The sequence below is a fragment of the Burkholderia sp. SCN-KJ genome (assembly GCF_024656005.1).
Classification (GTDB): Bacteria; Pseudomonadota; Gammaproteobacteria; order Burkholderiales; family Burkholderiaceae; genus Burkholderia.
Map to the genome: position 1 here is coordinate 136,092 of NZ_JANKOG010000017.1, position 24,109 is coordinate 160,200.

Sequence of the window (24,109 nt, forward strand, 5' to 3'; positions counted from 1 at the left end):
GGTCAGCCGCCTTCCGACGGACGCACATGCCATTCCAGGAAGCAATCGGTGTGCGCGCGCGGCGACGTCATGCGCGTGTCACGCAGCGCCGGCCGGGAAATACAGCGCGAACGTCGTGCGTCCGCCCTGGCTCACGACCTCGACCTTGCCGCGGTGCAGTTCGACGATCGACTTGACGATCGCGAGCCCGAGCCCCGCGTTGCGCGCCGCGCCGTGCCGCGACGAATCGATCCGGTAGAAGCGCTCGAAGATCCGCTCGATCTGTTCGGGCGGAATCGCCACGCCGCGGTTCGTGACTTCGACGACCGCGAAGCCGGGCCGGGTCGAGACGGCCAGCTCGATCGTCGACCCGGCTTCCGCGTGTTCGAGCGCGTTCGACGCGAGGTTGCTGACGGCGCGGCGGAACAGCGTCGCGTCCGCGACGACCGGCGCTTCGCCGCGCACGTCGAGCCGCACGCCGGCCTCGTCGGCCAGCGCCTGGAAATACGACGCGAGCCGGCGCAGTTCGTTGCCGGCGTCGAGTTCGGCGGTCTTCAGGTGCTGCCGCGCGTTGTCCGTGCGCGCGAGAAACAGCATGTTCTCGATCATCCGCTGCAACCGTTCGCATTCCTCGATGTTCGAATCGATCAGCGCTTCGTATTCCTCGGTGGTGCGGGCGCGCGACAGCGTGACCTGCGACGCGCTGATCACGTTCGCGAGCGGCGTGCGCATGTCGTGCGCGAGGTCGGACGAGAACTGCGACAGCCGCACGAACGCGCGCTCGAGCCGGTCGAGCATCCGGTTGACCGAGGTGGCGAGCTCGCGCAACTCGACCGGGCCGCCGCGTGCGTCGAGACGCGCGTTGAGGTTGTGCGCCTCGATGCGCGACGTCTGCCGGCCGAGGCTCTCGACCGGACGCAGGCCGCGGGACGCGACCGCGTAGCCGAGCGCGCCGACCAGCAGCGCGCCGAGCGCGGCCGCGAGCCAGATGTCGACGCGATAGCTTTCGAGCAGCGACTGGCGATCGGCCGCCGTGCGCGCCACCGCGACCTGGACGGTTTCGCCCGACGGCAACGTGGCGCGTGCACGCACGCAGCGCGACGGGCCGATGCCGGGCGGCGCGCAGGTGAACGGGCTGGCCGCCGCGCCCGTGGCGCCGGCCGGCTGCGGCCGCGCGATCACCGACGCGAGCGTGTGGCCGGCTGCGTCGGTGTGTTCGACGAGCGGGCGGTTCGCGCCGTCGTAGATGCCGAGATAGACGCCCGGATGCGACAGCAGCACTTCATGGAAGACGGCCGGGTCGGCGCGCAGGGCGGCGGTCGAGCCGCTCGCCCGCGCAAGCTGCAGGAACTGGTCGAGCTTGCCGGCGATTTCGATATCGTCGCGCCGGGTCAATTCGGCGGACAGCGAGCGATACAGGTACGCGCCGGTCAGCGCGAACACGAGCGCGGCCACGGCCGCGAACGCGAGCGTCAGGCGCCGGAGCAGCGAATAGGGGGCGGGGCCGCCGGTCACGCGCGATCCTCGAGCACGTAGCCCATGCCGCGGATCGTGTGGATCAGCTTCTTCTCGTACGCGTTGTCGATTTTCGCGCGCAGGCGCTTGATCGCCGCATCGACGACGTTCGTGTCGCTGTCGAAATTCATGTCCCAGATCTGCGACGTGATGAAGGTGCGCGTCAGCACCTCGCCCTCGCGTTCCGCGAGCAGCTGCAGCAGCGCGAATTCCTGCGCGGTCAGGTCGATGCGGGTGTCGGCGCGCCGCACGCGGCGCTTGATGAGGTCGACTTCCAGATCGGCGACCTGCAGGATCTCGCGCGCATTGCGCGGCGCGCGCCGCAGCAGCGAGCGGATGCGGGCGAGGAACTCCGCATACGCGAACGGCTTGAGCAGGTAATCGTCGGCGCCCAGTTCGAGCCCCGTGACCTTGTCCTCGATCGCCTCCCGGGCCGTCAGCAGCAGCACCGGCGTCTGCTTCTGCGCGCGCAGGCGCCGGAGCACCTCGAAGCCGTCCAGTTCCGGCAGCATCACGTCGAGCACGACGAGATCGAAATCCTCGTGCAGGGCGAGGAACAGCCCGTCCTGGCCGTTCTCGGCCACGTCGACCGTGTAGCTCGCCTCCGTCAGCCCCTTGCGGAGGTACGACGCCATCTTGGGTTCGTCTTCGACTATCAGTATCCGCATGGTGGTGCAGGCCGTGGGTGATTCCGGCCGGTCAGTGTAACGCGTGAGCTTACGGCGCCGCGCGTGCGCGAAAGATGACCGGAGGATGACGGAATTGTCATGCGGCGCGCGTGCGATGCCGTGCCTGCCCTTCATGAAAATCCGGTCATGTTTCGGCCATGTCGTCGTCACGCCGGCGGCGATAAGCTGCGGCCGTCTTGTGTCCGGAGCGCGCCGTCGCGGCGCCGCTCCCGTTCATCCGGTCATTGTCTGCCTGATTCCGCATCCATGTCGTACTGGCGCAAATTCATCCTCGTCGTGCTGCTGGCGCTGTGCGTGCCGATCCAGTCGTTCGCGACCGGGGCGATGCAGTGCGCGGGCACGTTCGCTGCGGTGCCGCATGCGGAGAGTGGGGCGAGCGCCGCTGCGCCCGCTGCGTCGCATGCGATGCAGCGCATGCACGGCGAACCGCATGAGCACGACAACCGCTCGCGGCATGCGACGCCTTGTTCCGCCTGCGGATCCTGCTGTTTCGGCACGGGCATGGCGGCGGTGCCTGCGGTGCCCGTTACGTCGGACATCGGTATCGCGATCGTCTCGTTCGCGCCTTCGACCGTCGTCGTGTCGTTCCTGACCGGCGGCATCGACAGGCCGCCGCGCCGGATTTCCGTCTAGTCCCTGCCCGCGGCCACCGGCCGCGATCCACACACGGTGCCGGCGAACGCACGACGTCCGCCGCACGACTCACGACTCACGACGAGAAACATCCATGCGATTGATCATTGCGGCGCTGCTTGGCGCGGCGAGCCTCGTGCCGTCGCTCGCGCCCGCGCAAACCGCCTTTCCCGATCCGGCCGATGCGGCCGCGTCGGTGCCGGATGTCACGACGACGTCCGCGTTCGACGGCTACGTGCCGTATCGCGACGACGCCGGCCCGGGCTGGAAGCAACTGAACCGGGACGTGATGGAGCGGCCCGCGAAGGCACCCACGAAGGGACCCGCGACCGGACACGCGAAGCCCGGAAACCCGGCGGGCGGTGCCGCCCATTCGATGCACGGAGGGGCCGGGCAATGACGCGATTTGCGATTTCACCGCGATTCGGCGCGACCATGCTCGCGCTGGCATTTCTCGCCGGCTGCACGACGTTTTCGAAGGACGGCGGCTTCGACGCCGTGTCGACCGCCGCATCGGAGCGCATCGGGAAAGACGCCGTCATCGTCAGGACCGATGCCGACCGCGAAGCCGTCGACAAGCGGACGAAGGAATTGCTCGCGAAACCGCTGTCGATGGACGACGCGGTGCAGCTTGCGCTGCTGAACAATCGCGGCCTGCAGGCGTCGTACGCGGAACTTGGGCTGTCGGAGGCCGATCTCGTGCAGGCCGGCCGGCTGCCGAACCCGCGCTTCTCGTTCAGCCGCACGCGGGCCGGCGACGGCGAACTGAGTCTCGGCCGTACGTTCTCGGCCAACGTGTTCGCGCTGCTGACGCTGCCGCTCGCGACGAACATCGAACGCCGCCGCTTCGAGCAGACCAGGCTCGAGACGGCCGACGCGATGCTGAAGGTCGCGGCCGACGCGCGCCGTGCATACGTCGAAGCCGTCGCCGCCGAACAGGCCGCGAACTATGCGCAACAGGTGCGCGACGCCGCGAGCGCGGCCGCCGAACTCGCGCTGCGCATGCGGCAGGCCGGCAATTCCAGCCGGCTCGACTACGCACGCGAACAGGCGTTCCATGCGGACGCGGTCGCGCAGCAGGCGAAGGCGCAGCAGCAGGCGGTGGCCGCGCGCGAGAAGCTCACGCGCGCGATGGGGTTGTGGGGCGAGCGCACGCAGTACACGCTGCCCGAGCGCTTGCCCGACCTGCCGAAGGCACGCCCCGATCTGCCCGATCTCGAACGCTATGCGATGAGCAACCGCCTCGACATCCAGGCCGCGAAGCTGCGGACGCAGGGCGTCGCGTCGTCGCTCGGGCTCAGCAAGGCGACACGCTTCGTCAACGCGGTCGATCTCGGCTACGTGAACAACTACGAGACCGACAAGGGGCACGAGCACGGCTACGAGATCAGCGTGGAGATTCCGCTGTTCGACTGGGGCGGCGCGAAGGTCGCGCGGGCCGAGGCCGTCTACATGCAGTCTGCAAACCGGCTCGCGCAGACGGCCATCGACGCGCGCTCGGAAGTGCGCGAATCGTATGCGGCCTACACGACGCGCTACGACGTCGCGAAACATTATCGCGACGAAGTCGTGCCGCTGCGCAGGACGATCTCGGACGAGTTGCTGCTGCGTTACAACGGGATGCTCGCGAGCGTGTTCGAGCTGCTGGCCGATGCGCGCGAGCAGGTCGGCGCGGTGAACGGCTACATCGATGCACTGAAGGACTACTGGCTCGCCGAAACCGATCTGCAGGCGGCCGTCGGCGGCCGGCTGCCGGCTGGGCAGCCAACACAGCCAACGCCGCGCGCGGACGCTCCCGCCGCATTCACGCCCGACGCTGCGTCGCGGCCGGCTTCTTCACCCGTGGCGCAACCAGCGCCCGCAACGCATCCGGAAGGTCATTGACATGGTGTCCCGTCGACAATTTCTCAGCGGCTCGGGTGCCGCGCTGCTCGGTGCGGCGATGGTCAGCAAGGCCGGCGCGGCATCGCTGCCCGAAGCGCCCACGATGGCGAAGGCCGGCACGCAGCCGCCGCTCGTGCCGCCCAACGGCCGCCCGTACACGCCCGTCGCGACGCTGAACGGCTGGACGCTGCCGTGGCGCATGAAGAACGGCTGGAAGGAGTTCCACCTGACGGCCGAACCCGTCGTGCGCGAGATGGCGCCCGGGATGAACGCGAACCTGTGGGGCTACAACGGCCAGTCGCCGGGCCCGACGATCGAGGCCGTCGAAGGCGACAAGGTCCGCATCTTCGTGACGAACCGCTTGCCCGAGCACACGACGATCCACTGGCACGGGCTGCGGCTGCCCAACGGCATGGACGGCGTCGGCGGCCTTACGCAGCCGCATATCCCGCCCGGCAAGACCTTCGTCTACGAGTTCCAGCTGGAGGCGCACGGCACGTTCATGTATCACCCGCACGCCGACGAGATGGTGCAGATGGCGATGGGGATGATGGGCATGTTCATCGTGCATCCGAAGGATCGCGCGACGATGCCGGTCGATCGCGACTTCGTCTTTCTGCTCGCCGCGTACGACATCGATCCGGGCAGCTATACGCCGCGCGTGAACGAGATGACGGACTTCAACATGTGGACGTTCAACTCGCGCGTGTTCCCGGGCATCGACCCGCTGCCGGTGCGGGCGGGCGACCGCGTACGGATTCGTTTCGGAAACCTGACGATGACGAACCATCCGATCCACCTGCACGGCTACAGCTTCGAGGTCGCCGGCACCGACGGCGGCTGGATTCCGCCGGCGGCGCGCTGGCCGGAAGTGACGGCCGACGTCGCGGTCGGCCAGATGCGCGCGATCGAATTCACCGCCGATCGCGCGGGCGACTGGGCGTTCCATTGCCACAAGTCGCATCACACGATGAACGCGATGGGCCACCAGGTGCCGAACCTGATCGGCGTGCCGCAGAAGGATCTCGCGCAGAAGATCGGCAAGCTCGTGCCCGACTACATGGCGATGGGCAGCACCGGCGGCGCGATGGGCGGCATGGAAATGCCGCTGCCCGACAACACCCTGCCGATGATGACGGGCACCGGCCCGTTCGGGCCGCTGGAGATGGGCGGCATGTTCACGGTCTGCAAGGTGCGGCAGGGGCTCGGCCGCAACGACTATCACGATCCGGGCTGGTTCCGGCATCCGAAGGGCACCGTCGCCTACGAATACACCGGCGAATTGCCGGACGGTTGAGCGGCAGGCAGCATGCGGCGGTCGCGACGATGCGGCTGCCGGTTTCATTTCACTCACTCAGGAGCACGCACGATGAAGAAGGGACTGGTTTCGATTGCAACGGGTTGCATGCTGGCGTTTTCCGCCGCGTCGTTCGCGGCCGGCGACATGGCCGGCATGGACATGAGCGGCGGCGCGATGCAGGGCGCCGCGAAACACGAGATGTCGCACGGCGAGATCCGCAAGATCGATGCGGGCACCGGCAAGCTGACGATCAAGCACGGTCCGCTGGACAACCTCGGGATGGATGCGATGACGATGGTGTTCAAGGTCAAGGATCCGGCGATGCTGTCGCAGGTGAAGGTGGGCGACAAGGTCGACTTCGTCGCCGCGGACGTGAGCGGCGCGCTGACCGTCGTCGAGCTGAAGAAGCCGTGATGGCGGGCATGACCATGAAGATCACCACTCTCGGGCGGCTGGCCGCCCTCGCCACGGCCGGCGCGATCGCCGCCGCCGTGCCGGCCGCGGCATTCGCGCACGGCAAGCTGGAAAGCGCCGCGCCGGCGACGGGCAGCACGGTCGATACCGCGCCCGACACGTTGCGGCTGACGTTCAACGAAGATCTCGAACCGGCGTTCAGCTCGGTGAAGGTGTCGGACGCGAGCGGCAACGCCGTCGCGCACGAAAAGGCGAAAGTCGATGCGTCGAACCCGCGCGTGATGACCGTCGCGATCCCGAAGCTCGCGCCGGGCGCGTACACGGTGCAGTGGGTGGCGATGACGGCCGACGCGCATCGCACCAAGGGTACCTACACGTTCAGGGTGAAGGGGTGAACGAGGGCTTCGTCGGCCTCCTGAGGCTCGTGTCGGTGGCGATCCAGAACACCGGGTTCGCCGTCATCGTCGGCGCGCTGCTCGGCAGCCACTGGCTCGCGCGCGGCGAGTCGGCGTGGCAGCACGGCATCGCGCGGCGTCTCGTCGCGACGCTGCGCATCGCGTCCGTCGTGTCGCTGCTCGCGAGCACCACCGCGTTCTGGGCGCACTGCGCGCTGATGAGCGACGTGTCGATGCTGGACGCCGGGCCGGCCGTCCGCTCGATGCTCGCCGGCACCGGCTTCGGCCACGCGTGGCTGGCCGGTGCGGCGTTCACGGCGGTCGTCGTGCTGCTGTCATTGCTTCGGCATGCGAATGACACGCGCTTTCCGTTCGCGATGTGGGCCGCGCTCGCGGGCGTCGCACTCGCGCGCAGCAACGGCGGGCATCCGGTCGACGCGGGGCTGTTCAGCGTGCCGGTGTGGGTCGACTGGCTGCATCTGCTGGCGATCAGCGCGTGGGTCGGGCTCGTGTTCGTGACGGCGTTCGGCGTGATGCCGCGTCTTGCCGGGATGCCCGCGAGCGAACGCACGACCGGCGCTTCGTTCGTGCAGTCGCTGTCGGATGCGTCGACGTATGCGTTGATCGTGCTGTTCGCGACCGGCGCCTACAACGGCTGGCGTGGTGTCGATACGCCCGCGAACCTGCTTGCGTCGACGTACGGACAGATCCTGCTGTTCAAGCTCGCGCTCGTGCTGATCGCGGCGGCGCTCGGCGGGCACAACCGGTTCTTCGAGATGCCGAAGCTGCTGGCGGCGCTGAAGGACCCGGCCGCTGCGACGCCGGCCGGCCTGTTGCGCCGGTTCGGCGCGGTGCTGCGGATCGAGGCGGTCGTGCTGGCCGGCGTGCTGATGGTGGCTGCCGTGCTCGTGTCGAGCGCGTTGCCGGGGACGGTTTAGCTCCACGGTTGGCGGGGCGAAGCCGGCATCGGGAAATCGTCGCAACAGGGGGCGGGATTCGTCAGGCGATTTCCCGCTTTCCGACCGCGGGCGCGCGGTCGATCGCCATCGCGCAGCGGTGCCGAAGATTACGTTCATCTGTCTTCCGGTTACTAACAACTGTCATCGAGCGCCGCTAAGCTTTCGCTATCCTCACAACCGGGATTCCCCGCCATGCGCTCGCCAATCCGCCTGTTTGCCCCGCTATTGCTGCTTCCCACGCTTGCCGCACCGGTCTTCGCCGCCACTGGCGCCCCCGTCAGCCCGAACTGCGGCGGCAGCACGACGCCGATCGCCGACATCCAGGGGCCGGGCGCGCCGTCGCCGCTCGCCGGGCAGAACGTGTCGATCGAAGCGGTCGTCACCGCCGATTTCGGCGGCACGGACGGCTTCGGCGGCTTCTTCGTCCAGCAGGCCGACGCGCAGCGCCGCAACCAGCCGGGCGTGTCCGAAGGGCTATTCGTCTATGCGCCGAAAGCGCGCGCGAAGGCCGGCGATCTCGTGCACGTGACCGGCAAGGTCGAGGAGAAATACGGGCAGACACAGCTGACGCTGTCGGGCGCGATCGCGGTGTGCGCGAACAGCCAGACGGTCACGCCCGCGACGCTCACGCTGCCGGTCGACAACCCGAACGCGTTCGCTGCGTACGAAGGGATGCGCGTGCGCCTGCCGCAGACGCTCACCGTCACCGACAACTACGAGCTCGGCCGCTACGGCAGCGTGATGCTGAGCAACGGCCGCCTGCACACGCCGACGAGCGTGGTGCCGCCATCGCACGCACAGACGCAGATCGATGCGAACGCACGCAACCGGCTGATCCTCGACGATGGCTCGAACAAGCAGAACCCGGCGACCGTGCCGTATCCGGCGCCCGAACTGTCGGCCGCCAACACGCTGCGCTCGGGCTACACCGTGCGCGACGTCGAAGGCGTGCTCGAGGTGCGTTACGGAGCATGGCGCGTGCAGCCGCTGCCCGGCGCGGCCGCGCCGGCGTTCGACACGCGTTCGAACCCGCGCACCAACGCTCCGGCGCGCGATCCGAAATCGAACCTGCGCGTCGCGTCGTTCAACGTCCTCAACTACTTCAACGGCAACGGTCTCGGCGGCGGCTTCGACGATCCGAACAACCGTGGCGCGAAGAGCTACCCGGAATTCCAGCGCCAGGAAGCGAAGATCGTCAGCGCGCTGAAGGCGCTCGACGCCGACGTGATCGGCCTGATGGAAATCCAGAACAACGGCTACGGTGAACTGAGCGCGGTGCGCCAACTCGCGGCGAAGCTCGGCAGCCACTGGCGCGTGGTCGACCCGGGCACGTCGCGCCTCGGCGGCGACGCGATCACGGTCGCGATGATCTACGACAGCCGCGCGGTCGAACCCGTCGGCCGCGCGTCGACGTTCGCGATCGACGACAAGAACCGCCAGCCGCTCGCGCAGTCGTTCCGCCGGATCGGCGGCAAGCAGGCGCTGACGATCGCGGTCAACCACCTGAAGTCGAAGAACTGCCCGGACGCGGCGAACGACGATCTCGACCAGGGCGACGGCCAGGGCTGCTGGAACCCGACGCGCACGCGCGCGGCCGCGAAGCTGGCCGACTGGCTCGCCGGCACGCCGACGGGCGTCGCGGGGCAGGGCACGCTGCTGATCGGCGACTTCAACAGCTATACGTACGAAGACCCGATCCGCCTGCTCGAATCGCGCGGCTACCGCAACCTCGTGTCGCGCTGGATCGGCGCCAATGCGTACAGCTACGTGTACAACGGCGAAGCCGGCTACCTCGATCACGCGCTCGCGTCGCTGCCGCTCGCATCGCACGTGAAGGCCGTGCACGAATGGCACATCAACGCGGACGAGCCGCTCGCGCTGCAGTACACGCTCGCGTACAAGTCGGCCGAGCAGCAGAAGACCTTCTACGCGCCGGATGCGTATCGTTCGTCGGACCACGATCCGGTGCTGATCGATATCGCGCTGCCGGGCGGCGGGCGCTGATCTCCTCCACGTCGAACCTCTGAAGTACGGCGTGCGGCGCTGCCGCACGTCGTCGCTTGAGTCGGCGGCGGCGCGCAAAGCATGCGTTGTCGCTCGCTCACCGGCCTCTCTCTCCTCCACGCATCACGTGCCCGATTCGCGATCGCCGCAATCCGATCCGGAATGCGTGGCGCGAATGATCGCTTCTTCGTTGCGAATACCCGCGTATTACGCATCAATGCCGTTCAGTGCATCCGATGGTTTAATTCCGATATCGGGTAAATAATTCCTCAGTGCATCGTGTAAACAGTCGGAATCGGTATTTTGTGGGTGATATCGGGCTTTATTCAACGATTCGTTCTAATCGGATTCGAATAATTAAAATGAAAGAAAAATCATGTCGATTTGAAGGGCTTTTGCGCTCGATTCCAATACTCGCCAAGCGCTACGGGATCTGCGCAAAACGGACGGCATTTCAGGAAAAATGATTCACGCAACGTGTCCAGTTCGAACTATCGTTTTTCTTTCAAATGACAAACACTGATCTCCGTTCGCATCATACGAGATTTTTTAATATCGGAATGATCTTTGACAACGCGGCGCAGCACCGCCTATTTTTGTCATGTCGTAAATATTGGTAATACGATAAGTCGTCGAAACTGCCAGGGGGCGGCGTTCCCGCATCATTCTCCGCCAGCAGTTTGCTGTGTCTGTATCAAGTTCAGTCTCTCGAAGAAGTCCATTCCCCAACCGCCGTCTGCCGACCGTGCAACGCGAGTGGCGGGTATGCCTGCGCGTTTTTCGCCGGCGATGGCGGCCTGTGTGAAGCGGTATCCGACCCAACACAAGGATCGAGGCATGAAACCAGACAGGAGCATTACCGGCAGCCGCCGCGCACGTCGCGGCCGGCTGGCCGGGCTAGGCGCATTGACCGTCGTGACGATGGTGCTCGCGGGCTGCGGCGGCGACGATTCGTCGTCGGTCGGCGCATCGAGCCTCGCGCAGGCCGCCGCCAGCCAGCAGGCCGGCGTGCAACAGGCGGCCGGCAGCCAGACGCCGGCGGCGAACCAGCCTTACGTCGACCCCGTCGCCTATTCGATGAATGCGACCGACGGCCTCGCGGCCGCGCAGGTCTCGGAGAAGGCGGCGGTGATGCATTACCAGTGGCAATCCGGCGGCACGACGGTCAGCTACACGACGACCACCGGCCACCTGACCGCGCAGGACGCGAACGGCAACGCGGAAGCGTCGATGTCGTACGTCGCGTACACGGTGCCGAGCACGAACGGCAAGCCGCGCCCCGTCACGTTCGTCTACAACGGCGGCCCGGGCTCGTCGTCGATCTGGCTGCGGCTCGGCTCGTTCGCGCCGACGCGCGTCGCCACGCCCGATCCGCTGTTCGGCAGCAACTGGCCGAACTATCCGCTCGTCGACAACGCGGAAAGCCTGATCGACACGACCGACCTCGTGTTCATCGACCCGCCGGGAACCGGGCTGTCGGAAGCCGTGCTGCCGAACACCAACCAGAAGTACTGGGGTTCGGATGCGGACGTCAACATCATGCGCGACTTCATCCAGCGCTACCTGAACGTCAACAATCGCGGCACGTCGCCGATCTACCTGTACGGCGAATCGTACGGCACGCCGCGTACCGACATGCTCGCGCTGGCGCTCGAATCGGCCGGCGTGCACCTGACGGGGATCGTGCTGCAGTCGGCGATCCTGAACTACTTCGCCGATGCGGTGGAAGCGGTCGCGATCACGCAGTCGACCGAGGGGCTGCTGCTCGAGACCGATACCGTGGCCGGCTACCTGCCCGGCTATGCGGCGGTCGCGGCGTACTTCAACCAGGTGTCGCCGGCGCCGGTCAATCCCTATCTGTATGCGCTGCAGACCGAGTTGTTCACAACGCTGATCTACAACCAATTGCAGCAGTACTCGCAGTCGTGGGTGCTGAGCCAGCTCGGCATTCCGGACGCGCTCGGCACGCCGGTGTTCCCGAGCGATGCGACGCTGACGCTGTGGTCGTTGCCGTCGAGCCTCACGCAGCACGCGCTGCGCGACTACTTCAACGCGAATCCGTTCGGCACGAACCTGGTGCCCGGCACGACGATCGGCCGCTACGACGGACGCGTGTCGTTGCCGAACGCCGACCCGCGGCTGCAAACGGACGGCGATCCGTCGGACATTCTGATCTCGCAGCCGTTCACCAACGCGCTCGCGACGCAGATGCCCGACTACCTCGGCTACACTGCGCCGAACGCGACCTACCTGCCGCTGAACGACAACATCATCCAGGTGTGGGACTTCTCGCATGACGGCCAGCCGATGCCCGACACGATCCCCGATCTGCTCGGCGCGCTGCAGCTCAATCCGAAGCTCCGGGTGCTCGCGGAGAACGGCCTCCACGACCTGGCGACGCCGTTCTTCAACACCGAGAAGCAACTCGCGCGGCTGCAGACGGTGAAGGGGCTGAACCCGAAGCTGCAGGTGAACTTCTTCCAGGGCGGACACATGACGTATCTGGACGACGTGGCCCGTCCGCAGATGAAGCGCGACCTGAAGCTCTTCTATCAGGGCCGGCGGATTCCGACCGCGCTGACGCTGCACACGCTGCCGCCGCCGTGGCCGGACGAGAACCCGGCCGGCACGCCGACCGGCGCCTCGCCGGGCGCGACCACCGCGACGACGCTGGCAGCGGCACCGTAAACCGTAAACGACGGACTCCTTGCGAAAAGGAACCCTCTATTCATCCATCGAATGCGAGTGATCATGTCCCTAATCAACTTGATGCGGCGTATGTCCCCGTTGATCGTCCTCGGTGCCGTGATGAGCAGCGCCCACGCATTGCCGCCGCAGGCGGTGGCGCCGGTGAAGCTGCCGCGCGGTGGGCACGGCGTCGACGGCCCGTTCTTTCCTTCGACCCGCGTGGCACCGGTAGTGCCGTCGACCGGCGCGACGCTGCAGCAGCAGGCGCAGAAGCGCGTCGATGCCCGGCTCGGCGGCAACACGGTGCTGAGCAACGGCGCGGCGGTGACGAAAGCGCAGGCGCAGAGCGGCGGGCTCGGGTTCGTCGCGAAGCACTTCGACGAGATCGATGCGAAACACACCGGTCGCGTGACGATGAGCGACGTGCGGCAGTTCATCCAGCAGCGGCAGGTGCAGGCGCAGCAGGAACAGCAGGAGTGACGGTGTAGTGAGGTCGCGCGCGGGAGGGCGGCCGGTGTCGGCCGGTGCCGATGGGGGCCGGCCGCTCGACTGCGGCGGCGGCCTGCTTTCAATCTGCCGCGGCGCACGTTAGGCCGCGGCTTTCTTCATCGAAGTTCGGTTCACGCGCGGGCAACGCGAAGCCGCGTCATGCTTCACGCGATCGACGCTCAGCCTTCCCGGTGCGCGTAGCGCCTCGCCGTCGCCGACGGCAACTCGCCGAACATCGCGCGGTAGTCCTGCGCAAAACTGCTCAGGTGCCAGAAGCCCCACTTCGTCGCGGCCGACGTCACGGACCCGCCGAGCCGCAGCTCGCGGCGAACGTGATTCAACCGGACCGCACGCAGGTACGCGATCGGATTCAGGTTGAGCGTGTCGTTGAACGCGTACTGCGCGGTACGCCGGCTGATGCCGAGCTGCACGCACAGTTCGGCGATCGACAGCGGGCACGTCGACGCATCCTGCAGTCGCGCCTGCACCGCGTTGACGAGCGACCAGTACTTCGTCGGCCGCGTCGCGAGGGCGTTCGCATCCGGCGCGGGCATCGTCATTGCTTCTGAAATCGCATACAGCACGGTCCGTTCGAGCAGTTCGATCCGCGCCTGCGTCGTCACGTCCTCGAGCGGCGCGCTCTTCGCGGCCGCGGCCATCGTGTGGCGCAGCAGGTCGCGCAGGCGGTCCGCGACCCGGGGCGTCATCGGGATCAGCGGCGCGAAGGTGCGCGCGCGCAGCGACGCGGCGAGCGTGCGCATCGCCTCCGTCGACAGCTTGTCGGGCTCGATCTCGACGTTCACGAGCACGTGCCGGTCGGGCGAATAGAACTCGAACACCGGCTGGCTGGAGAACACGTGGAGGCTGTCGCGCCCGCTCTTCTCCCCGCACATGCGCGCATGGCCTTCGAGTTCCAGCGGCACGGCCACCGCGATGCGGTCCGACGGCACCGCGCCCTGCTGCAGGATCACCTTGTCGAGGTCTTCGACCAGGAGCCGGATGCCGCCGAGCGACACGATGGACGACGAACCATGAAACCGGCCGCCCGAGATCTGCGTGTAGTTGAGATGCCAGCCGTCGAAGATCCGCGCCTGTTCCTCCACGTCGGTGAACGCGCAGAACGCCACCGCGCGTGCGAACGGCGGGGCGCCGGAAAAATCGCTCGGATCGGCGGACGGCGTCATCGGAGTCGGGAAGGGGCGGGCCGGATCGACGCATTGTAGCCGCTGCGCGCGCCGGTCAAAAACCCCGGCGGCCCGATTCCCGGAGAAAACCCTCGCTTGCCGAAATCCGATAGTGAAAAGCCGGCCGGCGCAATACCTTTGGTACGAACGGAACACAACGCATCGCGCCGGCGCCGGAAGCATCCCGCTTCGTTGCCGGACGAACCGAACACGGCTGCCGGCGCGGGTCCGGCGGCACTTTTCTGGAGAGACGTCGATGGAGCTTCCACGTGGCGGGTTCTGGCGGAACTGGGTCGGCAATCAGTCGTGCGTCGCCGCGCACATGGCGTCGCCGACCAGCGAGGCGGAAATCGCCGAACTGGTGCAGGCCGCGACGCGCCAGGGCAAGAACGTCCGATGCTCGGGATCGGGACATTCGTTCACGCCGATCGTCGCGACGAGCGGCCTGCTGCTGTCGCTGAAGGACTACCAGGGCATCGTCGCGGTCGACGAGCGACGCAAGCGCGTCACGGTGAAGGCCGGCACGCGGATCAATGCGGTGACGCGTCATCTGAAGGACATCGGCTTCTCGCTCGTCAACCAGGGCGACATCGATTCGCAGGCGATTGCCGGCGCGCTCGCAACCGGCACGCACGGCACGGGGACGACGCTGGGCAACCTGTCGTCGCAGGTGGTCGGGATGCGGATCGTTCGCCCCGACGGCTCGATCATGGAAGTGAGCGACCGGCAGGACCTCGACCTGCTGCACGCGACCCAGGTGAACCTCGGCCTGTTCGGCGTGGTGTCGGAGCTGACGCTGCAGGTGACCGACGCGTTCTGGCTGCACGACCGCGTGTGGCGCGAGGACTTCGAGGCGCTGATGGAACAGTACGACGGCCTCGCGGCGAAGCATCGCCATTTCGGGTTCTTCTGGTGCCCGACGTCCGAAAGCCGTCACCTGTACTGCCTGCCCGATACCACGAAGGTGTCGAATTCGAAGAAGGACTACGACGTGTGCGAGATCAAGGTGATGGACATCACCGACGAGCGCACGTTCTACGAAGGCGAGCACGAGAAGATCGCGTACAGCTCGGAGGTCTACGCGATTCATTACGTCGCGAACTTCCACGAGCTCGAATACGCGGTGCCCGCCGAACACGGCAAGGAAGCGCTGCGCCGCGTGCGCGAGCTGATCCTCACGAAGCACCGCGACTGCATCTTCCCGGTCGAGTACCGCTTCACGAAGGGCGATCCGGCATGGATCAGCCCGTTCAATCATCAGGACAGCGTGACGATTTCGTGCTCGGGCGGTCCGAACGGCGTCGACTACTGGCCGTTCCTGAAGGACGTCGACGACATCCTGCGCGACTACGGCTCGCGTCCGCACTGGGGCAAGCTGCACTTCACGAACCGCGACGACGTGGACCGCTGGTTCCCGAAGGCCGAGGCGTTCCGCGAACTGCGCCGCAGCGTGGATCCGCAAGGCTATTTCCTCAACGATCATCTTCGGACGCTGTTCAGCTGAGCGGTCCGAACGAACCAGACTGGAGAACGACTCATGAATGTCAAGATCGACGGGCGCCTGGCGGGCAAGGTCGCCATCGTGAGCGGCGGCGCGGGCGGATGCGGTGCCGCCGCGTCGGAACTGTTCGCCGCGCAGGGGGCGAAGGTGGCGATCATCGACCGCGACGGCGACGCGGCCGACACGCTCGCGGCGCGGCTGCGCGATGCCGGCTTGCAGGCGATCGGCCTCGGCGCCGACGTGTCGAAGCAGTCCGACGTGCGGAACGCGGTCGACGCGGCCCGCAAGCAGTACGGCAACGCGGACATCCTGTTCAATCACGCGGGCACGCTGATCGTCAAACCGTTCCTCGACATCGAGGAGTCGGAGTGGGACTGGCTGATGGGCGTGAACGTGAAGAGCATGTTCCTGATGACGCAGGCGGTGCTGCCGCAGATGCTGGAAAAAGGGCGCGGCAGCATCGTCTGCACGTCGTCGATCTCGGCTGTTTGCGCGACGCCCGGCGAAGTGCTGTATGACGCGACCAAGGGCGCATGCCACATGTTCGCGCGCGCGATCGCCGTCGAATACCGCGATCGCGGCATCCGCTGCAATGCGCTCGCGCCCGGGTTCATCCGCACCCCGCACGGGATGCGCGAACTGAAGGATCTGCAGGCGATGGGCGTGGATGCGACCGAAGCGGCTATCGCAGTGCAGCAAGGCCGGCTGTGCGAGCCGTCGGAAGTGGCGGCGGCCGCACTGTTCCTGGCGTCCGACGAATCGAGCTTCGTCAACGGCACCCATCTGTTCGTCGACAACTGTTTCTCCGCCGTTTAGGCCCCGATATTCGCAGGAAGCCGACGGGCAGGCGCGAGCTCCCAGGAACGGCAGGTTCTGTCGAAGGTTCCGCAGCGATGCGGACCTTCGATTTTTTTTGCCGGTTCGCCGCGCGATGTGTCCTAGCGGATTGTCGTAATCCTTCTATCTGAACGAATTTGCGTCTGCTGGAATGGCAATGCCGAATCACCGTTCAGCCGGCGTCGCGGGGCGGCATGGTTGTCGACGTCATCGAGCGCCGGTCCGGCGCTCGACTTCGCGGGTCCGGGCAAGTCCGGCCCACCAGGGTCAATCCATCACTCTCTTTTGATCAATCATCATGTTCAATCGCACTACCAGCACCGTCGCCAACGTCGATCCGGAACTCTGGACTGCCATTCAGGACGAGAACCGCCGCCAGGAAGACCACATCGAGCTGATCGCGTCGGAAAACTACACGAGCCCGGCCGTGATGGCCGCACAGGGTTCGCAGCTCACGAACAAGTACGCGGAAGGTTATCCGGGCAAGCGCTACTACGGCGGCTGTGAGTACGTCGACGTGGTCGAGCAGCTGGCGATCGACCGTGTGAAGCAGCTGTTCGGCGCGGAAGCCGCGAACGTGCAGCCGAACTCGGGTTCGCAGGCGAACCAGGGCGTGTTCTTCGCGATGCTCAAGCCGGGCGACACGATCATGGGGCTGAGCCTCGCGCACGGCGGCCACCTGACGCACGGCTCGCCGGTGAACATGTCGGGCAAGTGGTTCAACGTCGTCAGCTACGGCCTGAACGAACAGGAAGACATCGATTACGACGCGGCCGAGAAGCTGGCTAACGAACACAAGCCGAAGCTGATCGTCGCGGGTGCATCGGCATTCGCGCTGAAGATCGACTTCGAGCGTCTCGCGAAGATCGCGAAGTCGGTCGGCGCGTACCTGATGGTCGACATGGCGCACTACGCGGGCCTGATCGCAGCAGGCGTGTACCCGAACCCGGTGCCGCACGCGGACTTCGTCACGACGACGACGCACAAGAGCCTGCGCGGCCCGCGCGGCGGCGTGATCCTGATGAAGGCCGAGTACGAGAAGCAGATCAACTCGGCAATCTTCCCGGGCATCCAGGGCGGCCCGCTGATGCACGTGATCGCGGCGAAGGCGGTGGCGTTCAAGGAAGCACTGTCGCCGGAGTTCAAGGAATATCAGCAGAAGGTCGTCGAGAACGCACGCGTGCTGGCTGAAACGCTGGTCAAGCGTGGCCTGCGGATCGTGTCGGGTCGCACCGAAAGCCACGTGATGCTGGTGGACCTGCGCGCGAAGAACATCACGGGCAAGGCAGCGGAAGCGGCGCTCGGTGCGGCGCACATCACGGTGAACAAGAACGCGATCCCGAACGATCCGGAAAAGCCGTTCGTGACGAGCGGCATCCGCCTGGGTTCGCCGGCGATGACGACGCGTGGCTTCGGCCCGGCGGAAGCGGAGAAGGTCGGCAACCTGATCGCCGACGTGCTGGAAGCACCGGAAGATGCCGCGACGATCGAACGCGTACGCGGTCTGGTCGCGGAGTTGACGCAGCGTTTCCCGGTCTACGGCTGAGACGCGGCAATCGGGTTCGACTGCCGACGCGGTTGAACCTCGCTCGTTCCGAAACGATGTAAAAAAATCCGGCTCGCACACCGCGAGCCGGATTTTTTGCGCTGTGTGCGAATGGGTGTCGCGTCACACGGTCGGATCGACGTTCGCCTCGAGTTCGCGAATACGCTCGTCATTGCGTGTGTCCTTGAGCACCGGCGGCCCGGCGAAGGACTTGCGCACGCCGAACCCGTACCAGATCACCATCAGCACGCCCACGAACGCGACGAGCACGTAGAGCACCTTCTCGTTCGGCGGCTGGATGCCGACGTACGCGAGCACGCACGCGCCCACCAGCGCGAGCAGCGCGCACGGCTTCGACCAGATGCCCAGCTGGAACGGGCCCTTTTCGGTCCACGTGCGCCCTTCGGCGAGCATCCCGGAACCGATCGGCATCGCATACGAGATGAACAGGAACACGGCGCTGCCCGCGCTCAGTACCGAGAACGCGTCGCCGTACAGCGTGACGACGATCGCAAGCACCGCGCAGGTCCAGATTGCCGGGCCGGGCGTCCGGTGGTTGTGATTCACGCTGCGCAGCAGCTTCGACGCCGGCAGCCCGCCGTCGCGCGCGAACGCGTACATCATCCGCGACGTCGACATGATCGCGGCGAGCCCGCACACGTAGTTGATGAAGAACATTGCGAGCTCGAGGCAGACGCGCAAGGTCTTCGGGATCGGTGCGAGGATGGCTTCGAAGAAGCCGGTGCCCTGTTTCATCGCGGCGGTCAGGTCGGGCATGACCAGCACGAACGTGCATACCATCACGTAGCCGAACACCGCGGACCAGAACACCGAGCCGATGATGCCGCGCGGCACGTTCTTCGCCGCGTCGTGCGTTTCTTCCGACGTATGCGCGGACGCGTCGAAACCGGTGATCGTGTAGGTCACCAGCAGCAGGCCGGACAGGAACGCGAGCGGCGTGGTCTGCTTCGGCCAGGCGCCGCCGTCGACGCCCGTGTAGTTGGTGAAGGTGACGAGCCGATGCAGGTCGAACGTGACCGGCGAGTAGACCAGCAGCGACACGACCAGCGCGATCGTCACGACGAAGATCAGGTAGCCGGACAGGTCGGTGATCTTGCTCGCGATCCGGATGCCGCGTGCGTTCAGGATCGCCTGCGAAATCGTGATGATCGCGATGAACGCGGTCTGATGCCACCACGTCAGGCTGTCCGGACCGACGCCGAACATCGGTGCGATCAGCGTCTTGAAGAACGGATCGTAGGTGCCGAAGTTGATCGCCGCGATCACGAAGATCAGGCCGATCAGGTTGAGCCACGCCGTCATCCACCCCCATTTCTTCCCGCCGAGGATCGCGCCCCAGTGATAAAGGCCGCCGGCGGTCGGAAACGCGGACGCGATCTGCGACATCGACACCGCGACGATCAGCGCGAACAGCGAGCCGAGCGGCCAGCCGAGGCCGATCGAGGCGCCGCCGGCCGCGGAGAACGCCAGTTGAAACGCGGTGATGCCGCCCGACAGAATGCAGATCACCGAAAACGACACGGCGAAGTTCGAGAAGCCGTTCATGCGTCTCGACAGCTCCTGCGCATATCCCATCTTGTGGAGGAGGCTTACGTCGCTGTCGGTACCTGCATCAGGCTGGATTTTCGCATCCATATTCGCTCCGTCACGTATGTCCTGCGAGGCAGGACCGTCATCGCTGCCCGGGCCCGGTGCTGCGGCCCGCTCCTGGAATTCGTCGGCGGGCACGCGTTGTCATGCATCGATGGCGGTCGCGTATCCGGTCCGATACGGGAACGGTATGAAGCCAAATCTCGCGGCGATATCGGATTTCGGCAATCCGGCGAAACTCCGGACGGGTGCACCGTTCGGGGGCATCGCGTGGCGGGCTGAATATTTGTAAGGAATCCAACCGGATCGGGATGATCCGTACTTGTCGAAATGCGACAGCCGGGGAAAAAGTGCGCTCCCTTGAAGGGCGACATGGCCAGCAATCGCTTTCTGAAGTCGACCGCGCCCCGTGTCGCAATTCCGTGAGTCGGCCCGGCAGGGAACCTGGAGCGGCCTACTCGGCTTGCGGCTTGCCGGGTTTCTGTCCGAAGCGCGCACGGTAGTCGCGCGGCGATATCCCGACCCGCTTCGCGAATGCACGTTGCAGCGCATCCACGCTGCCGAACCCCGAACGTTGCGCGACCCGTTCGAGTGGCCAGTCTGCCCGCTCCAGCAGCGCCTTCGCGCGCTCGACGCGTGCGGCCAGCACGAATTGCGCGGGCGGGAGCCCCGTCTCCTTGAGGAAATTGCGCGCAAACGTGCGCTCGCTCATGTGCAGGCGCGCGGCCAGCGCGGCGACGCCGAGATCGCCGGTCGGGTCGTCGGCGATCGACGTGAGCAGCGCGCGCATCGGTGGCGTCGCGTTTGCCTGGATGTCGAGACCGACGCTGAACTGCGCCTGTCCGCCGGGACGGTGCATGAAGAGCACGAGCTCGCGCGCGACCGCGAGCGCGGTCGGCGCGCCGCAGTCGGCCTCGACGAGTGCGAGACACAGGTCGATGCCGGCCGTCACGCCGGCCGACGTATGAAACGGCGGATCGCTCACGTAGATCGCATCCGGCTCGACCCGCGCGTCGGGGCAAAGCGCCTGCAGCGTCGCACACTGATTCCAGTGCGTGGTGGCGCGCTTGCCGTCCAGCCATCCGCCCGCGGCGAGCACGAACGCGCCCGTGCAGATGCTCGCGATGCGCCGCGTGCCCGCGATCCGCGTGCGCAGCCAGGGCAGCACGCCGGCGTTCGACGCGGCGTGCCGCAGCGCCGCTTCGCTGCCGCCTGCGACGATGATCGTGTCGATGCGCTCGGGCAACGCCGCAAGCGCGGTCGGGCCGGCAAGACGCAGGCCCGCGTGCGTGACGATGTCGTTGCCGTGTTGCGATGCGAGCGTGAGCCGATAGCGCGGGACATGCCCGGGAAGATGGCGGTTCGCGACCGCGAACACTTCCATCGGGCCGGTGATGTCGAGTGACTGGACGCCTTCGAAGCCGACGACGACGATGTCGCGTGCCGGACCGGTTGACTGGGGCATGGCGGAAAGTGCGGTGGAGTTGTCCTTGTGACCGCGTGCATGATCCTTGTAATTTTCCGCACATGCAATCGATTGACGCGGGTGGGCGATGCGGGAATGGAACAGAAACGGGGCGATGCGCGTGGCGGTTGCGCTGCTCGTGTGTGCGGTGCTGGGCGCGTGCATGTCGGGGCAGTCCGGGCCGCCGGCCGCGCACGGCGCACGAACGGTCACGCAAACGCTGAGCGTGAACGCACCGAAGGCGGGCCGCACGCGGCCGCTCGTTGCGATCGTCGCGGACAACGCCGGAACGGAGACGACCGATTTCATCGTCCCGTACGCGATTCTGAAGACGTCGGGCGCGGCCGATGTCGTGGCCGTGTCGGCCGACGCCGGGGCGGTCGAACTGATGCCCGCGCTGCGGATCCTGGCCGATACGACGTTCGACCGGTTCGACGCGGACGTGCCCGCGGGCGCGGACGTCGTGATCGTGCCGGCCTTGCATCGTGCCGACCGGCCGGCCGTGCTCGCGTGGCTGCGCAAACAGGCCGCTGCCGGCGCCACGATGGTGGCGATCTGCGATGGCGCGGCCGTGCTTGCGAACGCCGGGCTGCTGCGCGATCGCATCGCGACCGCGCACTGGTATTCGCGCGACGGGCTGCGTCGCCGTTTTGCCGATACGGCGTGGGTCGACGATCGCCGCTACGTGATGGACGGCAACGTGATGACGACGAGCGGCGTGTCGGCGTCGATTCCCGCGTCGCTTGCGCTGGTGAATGCGCTGGCGGGGCCGGTGGCCGCGCGCGAAACGGCACGCAACATCGGCGCGCACGGATGGAGCGACGTTCACGACGGCAGCCGGTTCGGGTTGACCGCGCGTGCCGTGGCGACCGCACTGACGAATCGCGTCGCGTTCTGGCGGCATCGGACCTTCGATCTGCCTGTCGCGAGCGGATTCGACGAACTTCCGGTTGCGCTCACCGCGGATGCGTGGGCGCGGACGTGGCGCAGCGACATCGTCGCAACGGCGGACGCGCACGTGATCGAATCGAAGCACGGGCTGCGCTTGCTGACGCAACCGGCCGATGCCGGTCACGCGCGCGTGACGATTCCGGACGGGCGGCGTGGCGAAGCGGTGCTGCCCGGTGTGCTCGGCGACGTCGCGGCGCGCTACGGCGACGCGACGTCGGACTGGGTGGCGCTGCAACTGGAGTATGCGAAGTAGCGGCTGCCGGGCTTGCGCGTTGCCCGGCGCAAACCGTGCCTCGGACGCGGGAAACGGCCCGAGCGGGATGATGTCCCGAACGTCGAGCCCGGGAGGTGCCTGCGGACATGCGCGCAGCACATCGCGCGCACGTCGCACTTTCCACCGACTTGCATTCGGCGTTTGATCGCGACGCCCGGGCGGCCACGCGTCGAAACGTCGGTTTCGAGCATGAACGTGGACGCGCGCGATGCTTCGTTACATGCGGGTTGCGCTCAGGCCGTCGCCGTCCGCCGCGCCGTCAGCCGGTTCCACAGCATCCCGGCGCGGCTTCCGCTTCGACAATAGGCGAGCACCGGCTTCGGCAGCGCATCGACCAGCGCGCCGAACGCGTCGACTTCCGCATCGCCGATCCGGTCGCGTTCGACCGGCAGATAGCGCGCGTCGAGGCCCAGTTCGCGCGCAGCGGCGGCGATTGCCTCGAATGCCGGTTGATCGGCGCTTTCGCCGTCCGGCCGGTTGCAGATCACCGCGCGAAAGCCGGCGCTGCGGATCGCTTTCAGGTCCGCCGGCGTGATCTGTCGCGATACGGTGAACCCGGTCGCTGCCGCGGCCCGGCATTGCTCGAGCGCGCGCGCGAAACATGCGATCGCGAAATCGACGTCCTGTTCCGTCGTGAAGCGGCCGAAGCTGATCCGCACCGTGCGGCCCGCGGCTTGCTCGTCGAGGCCGATCGCGGTCAGCACGTGAGACGGCGCGCCGCTGGTCGAGTTGCATGCGGAGGTCGACGACACGGCGAGCGCATCGCCGAGCATGAACGGGAAGAAGCCCGGCACGTTCACCGTGAGGCTCAGCGTGTGCGGGATGCGGCGCGCCGCTGCCGCGTTGTGCGTGATGTCGCCGAGCGCGAGCAGCGCGTCCTTCAGGCGTGCGCTGAGTGCCGCGATCCGCGCGGCTTCGCGCTCGAGTTTCTCGGCGGCCAGTTCGCACGCCACGCCCATCCCGACGATCTGGTGCGTCGCGAGCGTGCCCGAGCGCAGGCCGCGCTCGTGCCCGCCGCCGTGGATCTGCGGCGCGATGCGCTCGGCGATCTCGCGGCGGACGAACAGCGCGCCGATGCCCTTGGGGCCGTACACCTTGTGCGCGGACATCGACAGCAGGTCGATGCCGAGCGCGCGCACGTCGATCGGCGTCTTGCCGAGCGCCTGCGCGGCGTCGACGTGCAGCAGCGCGCCGGCCGCATGCACGATGCGCGAGATCGCGCCGATGTCGGTCAGCGTGCCGAGTTCGTTGTTGACGAGCATCAGCGACACGAGGCCCGTATCGGGGCCGATCGCCGCGGCCACGGCGTCGACGGTGATTTCGCCGTCGGCGGTGGGTGTCAGGTAGGTCGCGGTCATGCCGCGCTTCGACAGGTTCGCCATCGTGTCGAGGATCGCCTTGTGTTCGATGCGGCTCGTGACGAGGTGGCGCTTGCCGGTCGCAGCTTCCGCATAGCCCTTCAGCGCGAGGTTGTTCGATTCGGTGGCGCCCGACGTCCAGACGATCTCGTCGGCCTGCGCGCCGATCAGCGCGGCGACCTGCGCGCGTGCGTGCTCGACCTTTTCCTTCGCGAGCCGGCCGGCGGCGTGCGAACTCGACGCGGGATTGCCGAAGATGCCGTCGGCACCGAGGCAGGCCGTCATCGCTTCGATCACGCGAGGGTCCGCAGGGGTGGTGGCGGCGTAGTCGAGGTAGTGCAGCGGGGTGGTATCGCTCATGTCCTTCTCTAATTCTTTCTCTTCGGAATGGGAGAAATGATACGAGGTAGGGCGGGGAAAAAGGATCCAAAGT

At 66.9% G+C, this 24,109-nt stretch carries 20 protein-coding genes; 14 read left to right on the forward strand and 6 right to left on the reverse strand.

Features of this window, described 5'->3' with window-relative positions; translation table 11 throughout:
* Positions 1–78: 78 nt before the first annotated feature.
* Both NQV17_RS25815 and NQV17_RS25820 read right to left on the reverse strand, forming a co-directional pair.
* Positions 79–1,494 carry a heavy metal sensor histidine kinase gene (locus tag NQV17_RS25815; protein ID WP_257774405.1) on the reverse strand — a complete coding sequence of 472 codons (1,416 nt, stop codon included), beginning with the start codon at positions 1,492–1,494 and terminating at the stop codon, positions 79–81.
* Positions 1,491–2,162 (reverse strand): heavy metal response regulator transcription factor, encoded by a 672-nt coding sequence (locus NQV17_RS25820; RefSeq protein WP_044848315.1) that lies wholly within the window; start codon positions 2,160–2,162, stop codon positions 1,491–1,493. Before NQV17_RS25820 ends, NQV17_RS25815 begins: the two co-directional genes overlap by 4 nt.
* A 267-nt stretch (positions 2,163–2,429) precedes the next feature.
* On the opposite strand from NQV17_RS25820, the gene NQV17_RS25825 reads away from it, so the two are divergent.
* The 10 genes from NQV17_RS25825 to NQV17_RS25870 all read left to right on the forward strand — a co-directional run bounded on the left by NQV17_RS25825 (position 2,430) and on the right by NQV17_RS25870 (position 12,940).
* Positions 2,430–2,816 carry a hypothetical protein gene (locus tag NQV17_RS25825; RefSeq protein WP_257774406.1) on the forward strand — a complete coding sequence of 129 codons (387 nt, stop codon included), beginning with the start codon at positions 2,430–2,432 and terminating at the stop codon, positions 2,814–2,816.
* A 94-nt stretch (positions 2,817–2,910) separates the two neighbouring features.
* Entirely contained in the window at positions 2,911–3,216 is a 306-nt protein-coding gene (locus NQV17_RS25830) for a hypothetical protein (RefSeq protein WP_257774407.1), read from the forward strand.
* Positions 3,213–4,700: a TolC family protein gene (locus tag NQV17_RS25835; protein ID WP_257774408.1), complete on the forward strand. Its 1,488-nt coding sequence runs from the start codon at positions 3,213–3,215 to the stop codon at positions 4,698–4,700. The genes NQV17_RS25830 and NQV17_RS25835 overlap by 4 nt, the downstream gene beginning before the upstream one ends.
* 1 nt (position 4,701) lies before the next feature.
* A complete protein-coding gene (locus tag NQV17_RS25840) occupies positions 4,702–5,997 on the forward strand; it encodes a multicopper oxidase family protein (RefSeq protein ID WP_257774409.1) in 1,296 nt (431 codons plus the stop codon).
* A 72-nt stretch (positions 5,998–6,069) separates the two neighbouring features.
* Positions 6,070–6,414, forward strand: coding sequence for a copper-binding protein (locus NQV17_RS25845; RefSeq protein WP_257774410.1), 345 nt, complete (start codon positions 6,070–6,072; stop codon positions 6,412–6,414).
* Between the two features lie 14 nt (positions 6,415–6,428).
* Entirely contained in the window at positions 6,429–6,809 is a 381-nt protein-coding gene (copC, locus tag NQV17_RS25850) for a copper homeostasis periplasmic binding protein CopC (RefSeq protein WP_257774411.1), read from the forward strand.
* Positions 6,806–7,747, forward strand: coding sequence for a copper resistance D family protein (locus NQV17_RS25855; protein ID WP_257774412.1), 942 nt, complete (start codon positions 6,806–6,808; stop codon positions 7,745–7,747). The genes copC and NQV17_RS25855 overlap by 4 nt, the downstream gene beginning before the upstream one ends.
* 213 nt (positions 7,748–7,960) lie before the next feature.
* Complete coding sequence (locus NQV17_RS25860) at positions 7,961–9,772, forward strand: ExeM/NucH family extracellular endonuclease (RefSeq protein WP_257774413.1); 1,812 nt, start codon at positions 7,961–7,963, stop codon at positions 9,770–9,772.
* Between the two features lie 837 nt (positions 9,773–10,609).
* Entirely contained in the window at positions 10,610–12,460 is a 1,851-nt protein-coding gene (locus tag NQV17_RS25865; RefSeq protein ID WP_257774414.1) for a peptidase S10, read from the forward strand.
* 51 nt (positions 12,461–12,511) lie between these two features.
* Positions 12,512–12,940, forward strand: coding sequence for a 2-oxoglutarate dehydrogenase (locus NQV17_RS25870; protein WP_257774415.1), 429 nt, complete (start codon positions 12,512–12,514; stop codon positions 12,938–12,940).
* A gap of 188 nt (positions 12,941–13,128) precedes the next feature.
* Here NQV17_RS25870 and NQV17_RS25875 read toward each other — a convergent pair whose 3' ends face one another.
* Positions 13,129–14,133, reverse strand: a complete 1,005-nt coding sequence (locus NQV17_RS25875) for a helix-turn-helix domain-containing protein (RefSeq protein WP_257774416.1) — start codon at positions 14,131–14,133, stop codon at positions 13,129–13,131.
* 256 nt (positions 14,134–14,389) lie between these two features.
* Between NQV17_RS25875 and NQV17_RS25880 the strand changes: the two genes are divergently transcribed.
* From NQV17_RS25880 to glyA, 3 genes are all read left to right on the forward strand, one after another.
* Positions 14,390–15,637, forward strand: coding sequence for a D-arabinono-1,4-lactone oxidase (locus NQV17_RS25880; RefSeq protein ID WP_257774417.1), 1,248 nt, complete (start codon positions 14,390–14,392; stop codon positions 15,635–15,637).
* 33 nt (positions 15,638–15,670) lie between these two features.
* Entirely contained in the window at positions 15,671–16,450 is a 780-nt protein-coding gene (locus tag NQV17_RS25885) for an SDR family NAD(P)-dependent oxidoreductase (protein ID WP_257774418.1), read from the forward strand.
* 319 nt (positions 16,451–16,769) lie between these two features.
* The gene (gene glyA / locus NQV17_RS25890) at positions 16,770–18,017 is read left to right on the forward strand and encodes a serine hydroxymethyltransferase (protein ID WP_124667788.1); all 1,248 of its coding nucleotides are present in this window, start codon (positions 16,770–16,772) and stop codon (positions 18,015–18,017) included.
* A 123-nt stretch (positions 18,018–18,140) separates the two neighbouring features.
* On the opposite strand, the gene NQV17_RS25895 is transcribed toward glyA, so the two are convergent.
* Together NQV17_RS25895 and NQV17_RS25900 are read right to left on the reverse strand one after the other, a co-directional pair.
* Positions 18,141–19,673 carry an amino acid permease gene (locus NQV17_RS25895; RefSeq protein ID WP_257774419.1) on the reverse strand — a complete coding sequence of 511 codons (1,533 nt, stop codon included), beginning with the start codon at positions 19,671–19,673 and terminating at the stop codon, positions 18,141–18,143.
* A 409-nt stretch (positions 19,674–20,082) separates the two neighbouring features.
* The gene (locus tag NQV17_RS25900) at positions 20,083–21,093 is read right to left on the reverse strand and encodes a GlxA family transcriptional regulator (RefSeq protein ID WP_257774420.1); all 1,011 of its coding nucleotides are present in this window, start codon (positions 21,091–21,093) and stop codon (positions 20,083–20,085) included.
* Between the two features lie 88 nt (positions 21,094–21,181).
* Here NQV17_RS25900 and NQV17_RS25905 point away from each other — a divergent pair, with 88 nt between their 5' ends.
* On the forward strand, positions 21,182–22,297 hold the full coding sequence (locus tag NQV17_RS25905; protein WP_374692748.1) for a DJ-1/PfpI family protein: 1,116 nt from the start codon (positions 21,182–21,184) through the stop codon (positions 22,295–22,297).
* 254 nt (positions 22,298–22,551) lie between these two features.
* Here the strand turns inward: NQV17_RS25905 and NQV17_RS25910 are convergent, their stop codons facing one another.
* Positions 22,552–24,036 (reverse strand): aminotransferase class V-fold PLP-dependent enzyme, encoded by a 1,485-nt coding sequence (locus NQV17_RS25910; protein WP_257774421.1) that lies wholly within the window; start codon positions 24,034–24,036, stop codon positions 22,552–22,554.
* Positions 24,037–24,109: the final 73 nt, after the last annotated feature.

Bases quoted from the DNA above. Each gene is read 5' to 3' on its own strand.
- NQV17_RS25820 (WP_044848315.1), bottom strand. From the start codon at position 2,162: ATGCGGATACTGATAGTCGAAGACGAACCCAAGATGGCGTCGTACCTC.
- NQV17_RS25825 (WP_257774406.1), top strand. From the start codon at position 2,430: ATGTCGTACTGGCGCAAATTCATCCTCGTCGTGCTGCTGGCGCTGTGC.
- NQV17_RS25830 (WP_257774407.1), top strand. From the start codon at position 2,911: ATGCGATTGATCATTGCGGCGCTGCTTGGCGCGGCGAGCCTCGTGCCG.
- NQV17_RS25835 (WP_257774408.1), top strand. From the start codon at position 3,213: ATGACGCGATTTGCGATTTCACCGCGATTCGGCGCGACCATGCTCGCG.
- NQV17_RS25840 (WP_257774409.1), top strand. From the start codon at position 4,702: ATGGTGTCCCGTCGACAATTTCTCAGCGGCTCGGGTGCCGCGCTGCTC.
- NQV17_RS25845 (WP_257774410.1), top strand. From the start codon at position 6,070: ATGAAGAAGGGACTGGTTTCGATTGCAACGGGTTGCATGCTGGCGTTT.
- copC (WP_257774411.1), top strand. From the start codon at position 6,429: ATGAAGATCACCACTCTCGGGCGGCTGGCCGCCCTCGCCACGGCCGGC.
- NQV17_RS25860 (WP_257774413.1), top strand. From the start codon at position 7,961: ATGCGCTCGCCAATCCGCCTGTTTGCCCCGCTATTGCTGCTTCCCACG.
- NQV17_RS25865 (WP_257774414.1), top strand. From the start codon at position 10,610: ATGAAACCAGACAGGAGCATTACCGGCAGCCGCCGCGCACGTCGCGGC.
- NQV17_RS25870 (WP_257774415.1), top strand. From the start codon at position 12,512: ATGCGAGTGATCATGTCCCTAATCAACTTGATGCGGCGTATGTCCCCG.
- NQV17_RS25875 (WP_257774416.1), bottom strand. From the start codon at position 14,133: ATGACGCCGTCCGCCGATCCGAGCGATTTTTCCGGCGCCCCGCCGTTC.
- NQV17_RS25880 (WP_257774417.1), top strand. From the start codon at position 14,390: ATGGAGCTTCCACGTGGCGGGTTCTGGCGGAACTGGGTCGGCAATCAG.
- NQV17_RS25885 (WP_257774418.1), top strand. From the start codon at position 15,671: ATGAATGTCAAGATCGACGGGCGCCTGGCGGGCAAGGTCGCCATCGTG.
- glyA (WP_124667788.1), top strand. From the start codon at position 16,770: ATGTTCAATCGCACTACCAGCACCGTCGCCAACGTCGATCCGGAACTC.
- NQV17_RS25895 (WP_257774419.1), bottom strand. From the start codon at position 19,673: ATGGATGCGAAAATCCAGCCTGATGCAGGTACCGACAGCGACGTAAGC.
- NQV17_RS25900 (WP_257774420.1), bottom strand. From the start codon at position 21,093: ATGCCCCAGTCAACCGGTCCGGCACGCGACATCGTCGTCGTCGGCTTC.
- NQV17_RS25905 (WP_374692748.1), top strand. From the start codon at position 21,182: ATGCGGGAATGGAACAGAAACGGGGCGATGCGCGTGGCGGTTGCGCTG.
- NQV17_RS25910 (WP_257774421.1), bottom strand. From the start codon at position 24,036: ATGAGCGATACCACCCCGCTGCACTACCTCGACTACGCCGCCACCACC.